The organism is Sodalis sp. RH14, from assembly GCF_047324285.1.
Classification (GTDB): Bacteria; Pseudomonadota; Gammaproteobacteria; order Enterobacterales; family Enterobacteriaceae; genus Acerihabitans.
Map to the genome: position 1 here is coordinate 1,820,649 of NZ_CP178739.1, position 13,191 is coordinate 1,833,839.

Genomic DNA, 13,191 nt, shown 5'->3' on the forward strand with positions numbered 1-13,191 from the left:
CCGCGCTGCATCAGGAATTGCCGCTCTCAGGCTAACCGCCGCCCTGATGCCGGGACGACGGTTAGCGCCGGCGTCAGTATCTTTCCAGCCAGTGGGCGTAGGGGGCGGGCAGCGTCCAGGAGGGACGTTCAATCTTCAGTTCACGGGCGGCGTAATAACTCCAGTGGGGATTGGCCAGATGGGCCTTGCCCACCATGACCAGATCCAATTGCTGGTCCTGAACGGCTTTTTCGGCCAGGTCCGGCGTACCGAATCCCCAGGCGGAGGCGACCGGGATATCCGCTTCCCTGCGCACCCGCTTGGCGATCGGGCCCATAAAAGCCGGTCCCCAGGGAATAGTGGCGTCGGGGGTGGAGAACCCGATGCTGACGCTGAGCATATCCAGGCCGGCCTGTTTAAAGCGCTTGATCAGATCAATGGATTCAGTCAGAGTCTGCTCGTCGCGCCCGTCGAACTCCAGCACGCCGAACCGGGCGGTCAGCGGCAAATGTTCCGGCCAGACTTCGCGTACCGCCGCCAGGGTTTCCAGCAGGAAACGGCCGCGGTTAACGGCGCTGCCGCCGTACTGGTCGTCGCGCTGGTTGGAATGGGTCGAGAAGAAGCTCTGGGCCAGGTAGCCGTGGGCGAAATGCAGCTCCAGCCATTCGAATCCGGCGTCGCGCGCCCGGCGGGCGGCGGCCACGAAATCATCACGCACCCGGGCGATATCGTCAAGCGTCATGGCCTTGGGCACTTTCGGCAAATTGGCGCCAAAAGCGATGGCGGACGGCGCAATGGTCTGCCAGCCGCGCGGGTCGCTCTCGGCGATATGGTCATCGCCCTCCCAGGGCCGGTTAGCGCTGGCCTTGCGGCCGGCATGGCCGATCTGGATGCCGGGCACCGCGCCCGCCGCTTTGATGGCCCGCACCACCGGCACAAAGGCTTGGGCCAGGGTATCGTTCCAGATGCCGGCGCAGCCTGGGGTGATACGCCCCTCGGGGGAGACCGCGGTGGCCTCGACGATCACCAGCCCGGCGCCGCCGCGGGCGAGGGCGGCCAGATGGACCTGGTGCCAGTCGTTGATCAGGCCTTCATCGGCGGAATACATGCACATGGGCGGCACCGCGATGCGGTTGCGCAGCGTAACATCCTTGAGTTTAAAGGGTTGAAAGAGTGCTGACATGGTTCGGGTTCCTGTATTTGTTGGCGCGATGATTTACTGTAGCCTTATTCTGTAATTCGATAATATTCGAATTATGGCTTTTTGACAAGCCGTTTGCTATAGTCGCCCCATGCGCCCCTTTAAACATCCGTCGATAAATGAATTCGCTCTCGAACGCGTGCTTTACGCCTTGAGCGACCCGTTGCGCCTGGACATCGTGCGCCGCCTGGCTCAGTTGGGCGAGGCCAGCTGCGGCGAACTGGACGGCGGCCGCCCCAAATCCAGCGTTTCCCATCATTTCCGCGTGCTGCGCGATGCCGGGCTGGTCTATACCCATAATGTCGGCACCACGCACATCAATACGCTGCGCAGCGATGATATGCAGGACCGCTTCCCCGGCCTGCTGACGACGATCCTGGCGCAGCATTAACCGCCCCCCGCTTCGCCAATATCGCCTAATGCGCCCCACCACGGCCTGAATTTCCCCTTTTCCGTTTTCGCGGCAAATCTGTGATCGCCATCTTATTGACCAAAAAGCAACTGTGAATAACATCACATTAATCTTTCATTAACATATCTACCATTGGTATTACCACTGGTTAAGGCTGATGAATGACAGATGACGATTAAACGCGGGAACGGGAAACAGGACACCGGCAACGGCTACGATCGGGTCGTCGGATTTCTGCGCGAGCAACTGCTGTCGGGGGAGCTCAAGGCGGGGGACTGCCTGCTGCCGGAGCGTGAGCTTTCCGCCCGGCTCGGCGTAAGCCGGCCGGTGCTGCGCGAGGCCTTGCGCGCCCTGGCGATGATTGGCGCGGTGGAGATCCGCCATGGTATCGGCACGGTGGTGAAAAAACCCAGCGTGTCGATTCTGGGTGAATTTTTCACTTTTGTACTGGCCCATCAGGCGGATGTGATTGACGACGTGATGCAGGCGCGTATTGCCATTGAACGGCAGGCGGTGCGCCTGGCATGCCGCCGGGCCACGCAAGGGGATTACGATCGGCTGGCCGAATGCCTGCGCGCCATCATCGACACTATCCATACCCCGGAAGTCGGCGGCCTGGCGGATTTCCACTTTCATGAAGCTATCGTGCTGGCGTCCGGCTCGGCGACGCTTATCAGTATTTACCAGTCCATCAGCGCGCTGATGATGCGTTCGCACCTGGACCGGCGTGAACAGATTATCCAGGTGGACGGCATCGAGGAGTTCCTGATCGATCACCACCGGCTTATTTTTGCCGCCATCGTCGGGCGCGACGAAGCGCGCGCCGACGAACTGCTGGCCCGCCATTTCGAGATCGGCGCGGACTTTCGCCGCCGCGCCACCATCCGCATGGCAGGCGCGGCGCCTTTTACCGACTAAACCACGACCGCAGAAGGAAACCCGAATGAATATCGTTATTGGCAGCGATCACGCCGGCTTCCGGCTGAAGCTGGAACTGGCCGACTGGCTGCGTGCCGCCGGCCATGAGGTGGACGACATCGGCAGCCACACGCCCGACCCGGTCGACTTTCCCGATATCGCCCATGCCTTGTGCGCTAAGGTGCGCCAGGACGCCGGGCGCCGAGGCCTCCTGGTGTGCGGCACCGGCGTGGGCGCGGTGATCGCCGCCAACAAAATCAACGGCATCCGCGCCGCCGTGTGCCACGACATCCATTCAGCGCACCAGGGGGTGGAGCACGATGATGTCAATGTGATGTGCATGGGCGCGCAAATCGTCGGATCGTGGCTGGCGCGCGATTTGGTCGACGCGTTTTTGCAGGCCCGGTTTGTCCGCGATAAGGACTTTGTCCGCCGGGTCGACAAACTTAACCGTCTTGAACAGCAGGACTGATCCTGGGGGAGGCAATCACATGAATGATTTAACACCAAAAGGCAACGTCGGTTTCCTCGGCCTGGGCGTCATGGGACGCGAGATGGCGCGTAACCTCGCCCAGGCCGGCTTTAGCGTGCGCGCCTATGATGTGCTGCCGGCGGCCGTTGCGGCGCTGGCGGCGTATGGGATACAGCCGGCGCGGGATATGGCGCACGCCACCGCCGACGCCGATATCGTGATCTCCATGCTGCCCGACACGCCGCAGGTGGAAGCCGTGGTGCGCGGCGACGGGGGACTGTTGGCGTGCCCTCCGCGCGGCGGCCTCTACGTGGATATGAGTACTATCGCGCCGGAGGCGACGCGCGCCATGAGCCGGGCGCTGGCGGCGCAGGGCGTGATCATGCTGGACGCGCCGGTATCCGGCGGGCCGGCGGGGGCGAAAAACGCCGCCCTGAGCATTATGGTCGGCGGCGACGCCGCGGGATTCGCCCGCGCCGAACCTTTCCTGCGGGCAATGGGCACCACCATTAACCATGTCGGGCAATCCGGCGCCGGTCAAACGGTGAAACTGTGCAACCAGCTGATTTGCGCCATCAATATCCAGGCCATTTGCGAGGCGCTGGCGCTGGGGCGCGCCTATGGCATCGATCTTGGCCAGATGCGCGAGGTGCTGCTGGGGGGGTCGGCGGCGTCCTGGATGCTCGACAAACTGGGCTCGGCCATGATCGGGGGCGATACCTCCGCCGGCTTTCGCATCGATTTGATGATGAAGGATTTGCGTCTGGTGCTGGACGCGGCGCGAGAGCGTCCGGTGCCGCTGCCGGCCACCGCGCTGGTGGCGACGCAATACCAGGACGCGCAGGCCCACGGCGAGGGATCTAACGGCAACCAGGCGCTGTTCAGGGTTTACGACCGGATCACCGGGCGGGAAACGGCGGCGGCGACAAAATAGGTAGCGGGTTATGAAGCTTGATTTCACGGCGATATTCACGCAATGGCAGATGCTGAGGGACGGCGCGCTGCTCACCGCCGAGCTGGCGGTCATCACCACCGTTTTCGGTTTTCTGATAGGCACCTTATGCGCGGTGGCGCGCCGTTCCGAGTGTGCCTGGTGTTCCCGTATCGCGGGGGTGTATATCGAAGCCATTCGCAATACGCCGTTTCTGGTGCAGATCTTCCTGGTGTATTTCGGGCTGTCCAGCCTGGGTTTTTCGTTTACGGCGTTCACCGTCTCGGTGATCGCGCTGACGATAAACGTCGGCGCCTATACGGCGGAGATCATGCGCGCCGGCTTTGAGTCCATCCATCCGGGGCAATGGGAAGCGGCGGAAACGCTGGGGTTATCCACCTGGCAGCAATATTGGCATGTGGCGCTGCGTCCGGCGATAGAACGGGTTTATCCGTCGCTGACCAGCCAGTTTATTCTGTTGATGCTCGCCTCGTCGGTGACGTCGCAGATTTCGACGGAGGAACTGACCGCCACGGCCAATTTTATCCAGTCGGAGACCTACCGGCCGTTTGAAACCTTTTTTGTCGTCGCCGGTATTTACCTGGCCCTGTCGTTCCTGATGCGATTTGCGTTCTGGCTGGTGGGGCTGGCGGCTTTTCCCCGCCGCCGCCGCCTTGGCACCCCGCTTTGAGGAGCGAGACATGAATTCTTCCCTTAATCCCGCGCATATTCAGTTCCTGCTGCAGGGCGCCTTCTGGACCCTGATCCTGTCGTTGATGGCCTTCGGCGGCGGCGGCCTGGTCGGTTTCCTGGTGGCCCTGGGGCGTATCGCGCCGCTGCGCGGCGTGCGTTTTCTGGTGAGCGCCTATGTCCAGCTTATCCAGGGCACGCCGCTGCTTATCATTATGTTTATGATTTATTTCGGCCTGCCGTCGCTGGGGTTCAGTATTTCCCCGTTGTTTGCCGCCGGGGTGTCGCTGACCCTGTACGCCAGCGCTTACCTGGGGGAAATCTGGCGCGGCTGCCTGCAGGCGGTGCCGCGCGCGCAGTGGGAAGCGGCGGAATGCCTGGCGCTGTCCCGCGCCCAGCGCCTGTTCAAGGTGATACTGCCGCAGGCCGTGCGGCTGGCGACGCCGCCCACCGTGGGATTTTCGGTGCAGATCATCAAAAATACCTCCCTGGCGTCGGTGGTGGGTTTTGTCGAGCTGGCGCGGGCCGGGCAGCTTATCAATAACTCGATCTTCGAGCCGTTTATTACCTATCTGATTGTCTCTTTGCTCTATTTTTGCCTGTGTTTTCCGGTGTCGGTATTAAGCCGCAGGCTTGAACGCCGCGCCATGGTTAAAAAAACGGCGCGGCAAAACGCGGCGCTGACCAGAATGGCCTAAGCGTTAAAGGAAATCATTATGTCGATTATCGTGCTTGATAAGGTGCAAAAAAGCTTTGGCGCGGTGCCGGTGCTTAACGATGTGTCTTTTTCCGTGGATCGGGGGCAGGTGGTGGCGTTGATTGGCGCCAGCGGGTCGGGGAAAAGCACCGCGCTGCGCTGTATCGATCGGCTGGAGAAGATTAACGGTGGCAGCATCGAGGTGTGCGGCCATCGCGTCGAGGATCCCCATCTTGACCTGCGTAAGCTGCGTCAGGATGTCGGCATTGTGTTCCAGAGTTATAACCTGTTTCCCCATCTCACCATTGAGCAAAATATCACGCTGGGGCCGATGTCGGTTAAAAAACAATCGAAAGCCGACGCGCGGCGCCTGGCGCATTCGGTGCTGGAGCAGGTGGGTCTGGCTGATAAGGCGGATAGCTATCCGGAGCAGCTTTCCGGCGGACAGCAGCAGCGCGCGGCCATCGCCCGGTCGCTGGCCATGAAGCCGAAGGTGATGCTGTTCGACGAGGTGACCTCCGCGCTCGATCCCAAGCTGACCGGCGAAGTGCTGCGTGTTATCGAACGGTTGGCGGGCAGCGGGATGACCATGATCATGGTGACGCACGAAATGAATTTTGCCCGGCGCATCGCCGACAAAGTGGTGTTTATGCACCAGGGCGCCGTGCATGAAAGCGGCGGCGCCGCCATTTTAAAACAGCCCGCCACCCCGGCGCTGCAGGATTTTATCGCCAACGAGCTGTAGCCGGCGGCGTTGGCCCGTCAGGTAACCCTGGAGAAAACTATGCGATATATGAAACGATTGGCTTTGTTGGGCACCCTGTTTTTGTGGCTGGCGTTTAATCCCGCCGCGGCGGCGACCAACGCCTGGCAGGAGATCAAGGAGCGGGGCACGCTACGGGTGGCGACTGATTTGTCCATTCCCCCTTCCGGGATGCTGGACGCCAGCCTGAAGCCGATAGGGTCGGATGTGGAAACCGCGCAGTTGCTGGCGCAGGATTGGGGGTTGAAACTGCAGTTTATCGAGACCACCGGTCCGACGCGGATCCCCAATCTGCAAACGGGTAAGGCGGATATCGTCATATCAACCCTGTCGGTAACGCCGCAGCGGGCGCAGGTAATCGATTTTACACGCGCTTATGCCGGATTGCGGTCGGTTATCGGCGCGCCCGCGGCGACGAAAATCGGCGGCTGGGACGACCTGAAAGGTAAAGCGATTACCGTGACGCGCGGTACCACCCAGGATACGCAGCTGAGTACGGAAGCGGCAAAACGGGGTTTTACCGTGCAGCGTTATGACGACGACGCGACGCTTGTGACTGCCGCGGTGAGCGGGCAGGCTTTTGCGGTGGCGACGTCGGCCACCTTGGTTAACCAGATAAAAAAACAGAACCCGAAGCTGGCGTTTGAGCCGAAAATGACCCTGCAGGTGTTCGATTTGGCGATCGGGGTGCCGAAAGGGCAGCCGGAGCTGAAAGCCAAACTGGACGAGTGGATTGCCGCCAATCTGAAAAACGGCAAACTGAACGCTATTTATCAAAAATACCATGGCGAGCCGATCCCGCCGGAAATCATTAATCGATAGAATGCCGGACCAGCGACTCGCGCGTGATCTCGGCGATGGCGCGGGCGCCGGTGAGGGTCATGGCCACGCGCATTTCCTTGTCGATAAGCGTGAGCAGGTTGGCCACCCCCTGTTCCCCTGCCGTTGCCAGGGCATAGATATACGCGCGCCCCAGCAGCACGGTGTCGGCGCCCAGCGCAATCATGCGCACCACGTCGAGGCCGTTGCGAATGCCGCTGTCGGCGAGGATAGCGATATCGCCTTTGACCGCGTCGGCGATGGCGGGCAACGCGCGGGTGGAGGAGAGCACGCCGTCGAGCTGGCGTCCTCCGTGGTTGGACACCACGATGCCGTCCGCGCCGAAGCGTACCGCGTCCCGGGCATCCTCCGGGTCAAGTATGCCTTTGATGATCATGGGGCCCTGCCAGAATTCCCGGATCCATTCCAGGTCGCTCCAGGAGATGGACGGATCGAAGTTTTTCGCCAGCCAGCCGATATAGTCTTCCAGGCCGGTGGGTTTGCCCACATACGCGGAGATATTGCCGAGCACGTGGGGACGTCCGCGCACCCCGACATCCCAGGCCCAGGCGGGATGGGTTATCGCCTGCAGATAGCGGCGCAGCGCCGCGTTCGGCCCGCTCATGCCCGAGTGGGCATCGCGGTAGCGGGCGCCGGGAACCGGCATGTCCACCGTGAACACCAGCGTCGAGCAACCCGCGGCCTTGGCGCGCTCCAGCGCGTTGCGCATAAAGCCGCGGTCCTTGAGCACATAGAGCTGGAACCACATCGGCTGTTTTATGGCGGAAGAGACCTCCTCGATGGTGCCGACCGAGACGGTGGACAGCGTAAAGGGGATGCCCTTGCTTGCGGCGGCCCTGGCGGCCTGGACCTCGCCGCGCCGGGCATACATGCCGCAAAGTCCGACCGGGGCGAGGGCGACCGGCATGGCGAGCCGCTGGCCGAACAGCGTCGTCTCCAGGCTCAGCTGCGACATATTCCTGAGCACCCGTTGCCTGAGCGCCACCTGCGCCAGGTCCTCGACATTGCGCCTTAAGGTGTATTCGGCGTAGGCGCCGCCGTCCAGGTAGTGAAACAAAAAGGGCGGCAGCTTACGTTGGGCCGCCGCGCGATAATCGGTTGCAGCTGAAATGATCATGTATCCTGTTCTCGCATCATGTCGGTGTCGGTATCCTGATAAGCCAGGCGGGTAACGCGCGCCTGCCGGGCTTCGTCTTCGTGCAGGGCTTTCAGCGTGGTATGGACGCACTCCAGATGTGTTATCGCCGCGCTGCGCGCGCGTTCGGGGTCGCCGGCCAGTATGGCCTGCAGCAATTCATGGTGTTGTTCGGTTAATTTGGCGAAAATCACCGGCACCGTATACATGCGCCGCCGGCTTTGCATTACCGAGGATTGCAGCAGCTCGAACAAACCGCGCATGGTTTGCAAAAGCACCAGGTTGTGCGAGGCCTCGGCAATGGCCAGGTGAAAACGCACGTCGGCCTGCGCGGCCAGATCGGGATCGTCGCTCTCGCTGACCCGCAGCGTGGCGTCAAAACACACCCGCAGCCGCTCCCTGTCGGTGTCGGTGGCGCGCCGCGCAGCGTGCCATGCGGTGCTGGCCTCGATAGCCAGCCGCGCTTCCAGTACGTCATAACGATAATCAGGATCCTCGGCCATCAGCATTTTCAGCGGCAGGACGATGCGCTGCCCGGACCATTGATGAAAATCATCCTGAACGTAGGTGCCGCCGCCGCGACGGCTGACCACCCACCCCTGGCTGCTGAGTTGCTGGATGGCCTCGCGTACCGATGAGCGCGATACGCCAAGCTGGGATGCCAGCTGGCGCTCGGCCGGCAGGCGCATGCCCGCGGCCAGCCCGCGCTCCGCTATCAACTGCTTGAGACGCAGGGCGATATGGTCGGCCACGCGGATATCATCAGGTAAGGTCATGGGATCATCCAAGGCAAAATATACGCCTGCAGGGTAGTGATAGCCCCGACGATACTGCAAAAAATCAGGCTGTGCTTCACCGTAAAGCGAAATAAATCCGGCTCATGGCCCACCAGCCCCGCCGCCGCGCAGGCGATGGCGATGGACTGCGGCGAAATCATTTTGCCGGTGACGCCGCCGGTGGTATTGGCCGCCACCAGCAGCACGTCGGATACGCCGATCTGCTGCGCGGTGGTGGCCTGTAGCGCGGCGAACAAGGCGTTCGAGGCGGTGTCGGACCCGGTAAGGAATACGCCCAGCCAGCCGAGGAACGGCGAGAAAAAGGTAAACGCCCGGCCGGTATGCGCCAGGGCCAGGGCCAGCGTCGCGGACAGGCCGGAATAATTGGAAATAAAGGCAAAGGCCAGCACCATGCCGATGGAGTAGATAGGCAGCGCCAGATCCCGCAGGGTCTCTTTAAATGTCGCCAGCGCCGCGCGCGGCTTCATGCGCAGATAGGCGATCGAGATAAAGGCCGCCACCATAATGGCGGTGCCGGTGGCCGAGAGCCAGTCGAACTTATACACCGCCGGGTACGGCAGGAACGTCGCCACCACCGGCGGCGTTTTTGCCACCAGCTTATCCAGGAAGGGCACGGAAATGCTTACCACCCAGCTTTGCAGCGGGCCGCCGGCGGCAAACAGCGCTTTAAACGGCGGCACGCTCCAGAGGGTTACCGTGGCGGTCAGGAAAATAAACGGCATCCAGGCGCGGACGATTTGCCCGGCCGTATAGGTCACGGCCGGCGCCGGCTGGGCCGGCTGGCCGCCGTCGCTGAACCGGAAGATGTGCGCCGGATGCCAGACGCGCAGGAACAGGGTCAGGCATACCAGCGATACCAGCGAGGCGATAATATCCGGCAGTTCGGGCCCGATGAAATTCGAGCTCAGATACTGGGCCAGGGCGAAGGAGATCCCCGCCACCAGGACCGCGGGCCAGGTTTCCCGGATCCCGCGCCAGCCGTCCATGATCGCCATGATCCAAAACAGCACGATAATGGTCAGGAACGGCAACTGTCTGCCGACCATTTGCCCGATAGTAAAGGGGTCGATATTGGCCACTTGCCCGGCGACGATAATCGGCACGCCCATGGCGCCGAAGGCCACCGGCGCGGTATTGGCGATCAGGCATAAGCCGGCGGCGTACAGCGGCTTAAAACCCAGCCCCACCAGCAGCGCGGCGGTAATGGCCACCGGCGCGCCAAATCCGGCGGCCCCCTCCAGGAACGCGCCGAAACAAAAACCGACAATCATCATTTGCAGGCGCTGATCGGGGGTAACCGACAAAATAGAGGAGCGGATGATATCGAACTGGCCGGTCTTGACGGAAATCTTATAGACAAAAACGGCGGCGATGATAATCCATGCAATCGGCCATAAGCCGTAGAAAAAGCCGTAAACCACCGAGGCCAGCGCCCGATCGAGCGGCATGCGGAACAACAGCAGCGCCACCAGCAGGGCCAGGATGGTGGTAATAGTGCCCGCCAGGTAGCCTTTCAGGCGTAATTTAATCAGCGCAAAAAAGAAAAACGCGATGGGAATCACGGCGACCAGGCTCGATAGCCAGATATTGCCGAGCGGGTCGTAATTCTGTGGCCAGATTGGCATGTCATGCTCTCCTGTGACTTGATGTCCGTCGGTGGGTATGCGCCGGGCCGCCCGGGCGCGTCCTGCCCGGCGAATAGGGTTGGCGCAGACAGCAAACTTGGCCTTGGTCATGAAAAAAATGTGAATGAAATGGTCGCCAACGGGCTGGCTGTTACACAAAATTGGTCCTACCAAAACATTTAAGCAATTCTCTTGATACATAAAATTAATGAATCGATAACAAATAGCAACGCTTCATGGGCTTTTTTATTGATTTGCCTGCAATAGTCACAATTTTTTTGTTATTGGTCGGACCAAAAGGCGTGGCGTAGTGTTTCGCAGCGGTACATTTGGGCGAGGATAGGCGGGAGACCATCTTGACGCGGGCCGGTTGCCGCGCGGCGTGCGGGAGAGGCTGCGCGCATGATGCCGGCCGACCTGTTGCGAAGCTGCGCGTAATATCGCCCTATATCCGCGCTTTTCCACGTAGAATATAAGGCGGTGCGCGCTAGAAATTAATGATAAGGCGCCAGTAGTAAATTAATCGTTGGGCGCGCGCACAGGTCGTGCAAATTAATATCGGGATATAATTGTTTCAGCTCAAGATGGAAGGAGACCAATTGGATGGAGGACAGGCCGCGATGGAAAAAATTATCATTCAGCGACATACCGTCAATATTTATATAATGACCCAAAATATCTATTAATGGATGATTTAAGGCGTCTTTTCCCGGCGCGTTTTTTTGCCCCATCACAATGTGCTCCATTTCTTTGATCTTGGTTTTGGTCATGGTGATCAAGGCTTTTTTATCCAGCTTGCCGCTGATGGAATAAGGCAAATCGTCAATAGGATAAAAATAGCGCGGAATCATATAATGACCCAGCTCATTTTCAAGTTCCAGGCGAATGGCTCCCGTATCAATCCCTTGCCCAGGCTTGTCCATTTTCAGCCAGCCGACGATCACCGATTCATCATCCCCATCGCCTTCCAGGACAACGACAGCCGCCGCCGCGACGCCGGCACATTTCTCCAGGGCGTCCACCACTTCGGCGCAGTCGATACGGTACCCGCTGACCTTATAAAAATCGCCATCCCGGTACAGGTAATTCAGCACGCCTTCCGCATCGATTAGACCGATATCGCCGGTATCATAAAAACGCCCCTCTGTCTGCTCGCCGGGAAGAGCAATGAATTTTTCGGCGGTCAGGGCAGGGTTGTTAAGGTATTCCAACGCCACCCCGGCTCCGCCGATGAAAATATTACCCGGTTCCCCCGCCTTCATCTCGCGCCGCGCGTCATCCAGAATTTTTATCTGCGTATGGTCGATTGGACGACCGATGCGGTTATCGCCGGCGCGGGTGATGACATGCGCCGTTGACCAGACGGTGGTTTCCGTCGGCCCGTAGAGGTTGCATAACCAGCGCGCGCGCGCCGACAGCCGGGCGGATAACTGCCGTCCCAAGGGTTCTCCTCCCACCAGGAGCCGGTTGAATCGCCAATCATCCTGCAGATAGGGTAAAAGACATTTGAGCATGGACGGCGTCGACTGGAAAATATCGGGCTGACAGCGCATTAACTGCCACGCAATCTCCTGGACTGAATGCGTTTGCGCATCGTCGAGCAGAAACAATGTCCCGCCGTTGGCCAGCGGCACGGCATACTCCAGGTAGAACATATCAAACGACACCGAGGTTGCCGACAGCCAGCGGGTCTCGCCGCCGGCCTCGAGCAACCGGCTGAAACTGTTGATCAGGTTACTGCACCCCCTATGCGCCACGCTGACCCCTTTCGGCTCGCCCGTGGAGCCGGAGGTATAAATACGATAAGCCGCCGGCGCCGGATTTTCCGCGGGAACGGGTTTTATCTGCGCAACGGCGCTAAAGGTCGCCACATCAGCCCCGTCCGCGCCGCCGATATGACCCGCGCGGCTGTCGTAGGTCAACAGGCAGGACGAGGCCGCCAAAATTTTCATCACGCGGCCTGGCGCGGTGCAAATATCCAGCGGGATGTAGGGTACCCCGAGGTAATGGCAGGCCAGCAAGGATGCCATCAGTTCCACACCTCGCGGCAGGCACAGGAGAATGCCGTCCGTTTTGGCGTCCATTTTATGCGCCAGCTGTTGCGCATAATGGCCGGCCATGTGCTGCAACCGGGCGTAGCTGATGGATTGGTCATTCACCACCAGGGCAATAGCCTGCGGAGTGCGCTTCGCCGCGGCCTCGAAGGCATGAATAAAATGCATGTTTCCAGCGCAAGGGGAATTACTCACCATTCTCGAATCTCCATTTCATAATAACGCAGTTAATATCAACGTGATTAACGTTGTCACACCGATAACGCCGGTTACAACGCTAATCAGCGCTATAATCAGCAATTATAATGTGCAGATTAATAATTATGCTTAATAAAAAATATCGCTGCCTCCTTAAATGCCCGCCTGCCGGATAAGGGCTATGACACCCTGGCTGCGGCAGGCGTTAATCAGTTATTCACTGAAAACTTAAATGTAAAATGCTATTTTCACAACCCGGCAGTGGCGGTTAGGCCATAATAAATACAAGCTGCTAAAAAAACGTATTCCTGAAAATTTAACGCTAAAAAAATAAGTAAAATGGCGGAATAAACCAGCATATGGCAATATTTGTGCTTTTTAAAAAAACATATTAATTAATTAGTATTGGTTTTTATCCACTGCCGGGCTGGTAGTGGGCAAGGCAGGCTGATGGGCAACCGGCGGGCTTCCCGCCACGG

Annotated in this window: 13 protein-coding genes; 8 read left to right on the forward strand and 5 right to left on the reverse strand. The window is 59.7% G+C overall.

Going from position 1 to position 13,191, the window contains the following annotated elements:
- Nucleotides 1–73: 73 nt before the first annotated feature.
- Nucleotides 74–1,162, reverse strand: a complete 1,089-nt coding sequence (locus ACL2XQ_RS08120) for an NADH:flavin oxidoreductase/NADH oxidase (protein WP_413740233.1) — start codon at nucleotides 1,160–1,162, stop codon at nucleotides 74–76.
- A 109-nt stretch (nucleotides 1,163–1,271) separates the two neighbouring features.
- On the opposite strand from ACL2XQ_RS08120, the gene ACL2XQ_RS08125 reads away from it, so the two are divergent.
- From ACL2XQ_RS08125 to ACL2XQ_RS08160, 8 genes are all read left to right on the forward strand, one after another.
- Nucleotides 1,272–1,571, forward strand: coding sequence for an ArsR/SmtB family transcription factor (locus tag ACL2XQ_RS08125; RefSeq protein WP_410015614.1), 300 nt, complete (start codon nucleotides 1,272–1,274; stop codon nucleotides 1,569–1,571).
- A 189-nt stretch (nucleotides 1,572–1,760) separates the two neighbouring features.
- Complete coding sequence (locus tag ACL2XQ_RS08130) at nucleotides 1,761–2,510, forward strand: FadR/GntR family transcriptional regulator (RefSeq protein WP_410015613.1); 750 nt, start codon at nucleotides 1,761–1,763, stop codon at nucleotides 2,508–2,510.
- A gap of 25 nt (nucleotides 2,511–2,535) precedes the next feature.
- Nucleotides 2,536–2,982: an RpiB/LacA/LacB family sugar-phosphate isomerase gene (locus ACL2XQ_RS08135; RefSeq protein WP_413730636.1), complete on the forward strand. Its 447-nt coding sequence runs from the start codon at nucleotides 2,536–2,538 to the stop codon at nucleotides 2,980–2,982.
- Nucleotides 2,983–3,001: 19 nt separating this feature from the next.
- On the forward strand, nucleotides 3,002–3,916 hold the full coding sequence (locus ACL2XQ_RS08140) for an NAD(P)-dependent oxidoreductase (protein WP_413740234.1): 915 nt from the start codon (nucleotides 3,002–3,004) through the stop codon (nucleotides 3,914–3,916).
- Nucleotides 3,917–3,926: 10 nt separating this feature from the next.
- A complete protein-coding gene (locus ACL2XQ_RS08145; RefSeq protein WP_410015610.1) occupies nucleotides 3,927–4,604 on the forward strand; it encodes an amino acid ABC transporter permease in 678 nt (225 codons plus the stop codon).
- Between the two features lie 10 nt (nucleotides 4,605–4,614).
- Entirely contained in the window at nucleotides 4,615–5,301 is a 687-nt protein-coding gene (locus ACL2XQ_RS08150; protein WP_413722510.1) for an amino acid ABC transporter permease, read from the forward strand.
- Nucleotides 5,302–5,319: 18 nt separating this feature from the next.
- Complete coding sequence (locus ACL2XQ_RS08155) at nucleotides 5,320–6,045, forward strand: amino acid ABC transporter ATP-binding protein (RefSeq protein WP_410015608.1); 726 nt, start codon at nucleotides 5,320–5,322, stop codon at nucleotides 6,043–6,045.
- Between the two features lie 39 nt (nucleotides 6,046–6,084).
- Nucleotides 6,085–6,885 carry a transporter substrate-binding domain-containing protein gene (locus ACL2XQ_RS08160; protein ID WP_410015607.1) on the forward strand — a complete coding sequence of 267 codons (801 nt, stop codon included), beginning with the start codon at nucleotides 6,085–6,087 and terminating at the stop codon, nucleotides 6,883–6,885.
- On the opposite strand, the gene lldD is transcribed toward ACL2XQ_RS08160, so the two are convergent.
- The 4 genes from lldD to ACL2XQ_RS08180 all read right to left on the reverse strand — a co-directional run bounded on the left by lldD (nucleotide 6,875) and on the right by ACL2XQ_RS08180 (nucleotide 12,682).
- Nucleotides 6,875–8,020 (reverse strand): FMN-dependent L-lactate dehydrogenase LldD, encoded by a 1,146-nt coding sequence (gene lldD / locus ACL2XQ_RS08165; RefSeq protein WP_413733065.1) that lies wholly within the window; start codon nucleotides 8,018–8,020, stop codon nucleotides 6,875–6,877. The genes ACL2XQ_RS08160 and lldD overlap by 11 nt on opposite strands.
- Complete coding sequence (gene lldR / locus ACL2XQ_RS08170; RefSeq protein WP_410015605.1) at nucleotides 8,017–8,814, reverse strand: transcriptional regulator LldR; 798 nt, start codon at nucleotides 8,812–8,814, stop codon at nucleotides 8,017–8,019. The genes lldD and lldR overlap by 4 nt, the downstream gene beginning before the upstream one ends.
- Nucleotides 8,811–10,460 carry an L-lactate permease gene (gene lldP / locus ACL2XQ_RS08175; RefSeq protein WP_410015604.1) on the reverse strand — a complete coding sequence of 550 codons (1,650 nt, stop codon included), beginning with the start codon at nucleotides 10,458–10,460 and terminating at the stop codon, nucleotides 8,811–8,813. The genes lldR and lldP overlap by 4 nt, the downstream gene beginning before the upstream one ends.
- Before the next feature lie 494 nt (nucleotides 10,461–10,954).
- The gene (locus ACL2XQ_RS08180) at nucleotides 10,955–12,682 is read right to left on the reverse strand and encodes a non-ribosomal peptide synthetase (protein WP_410015603.1); all 1,728 of its coding nucleotides are present in this window, start codon (nucleotides 12,680–12,682) and stop codon (nucleotides 10,955–10,957) included.
- Nucleotides 12,683–13,191: the final 509 nt, after the last annotated feature.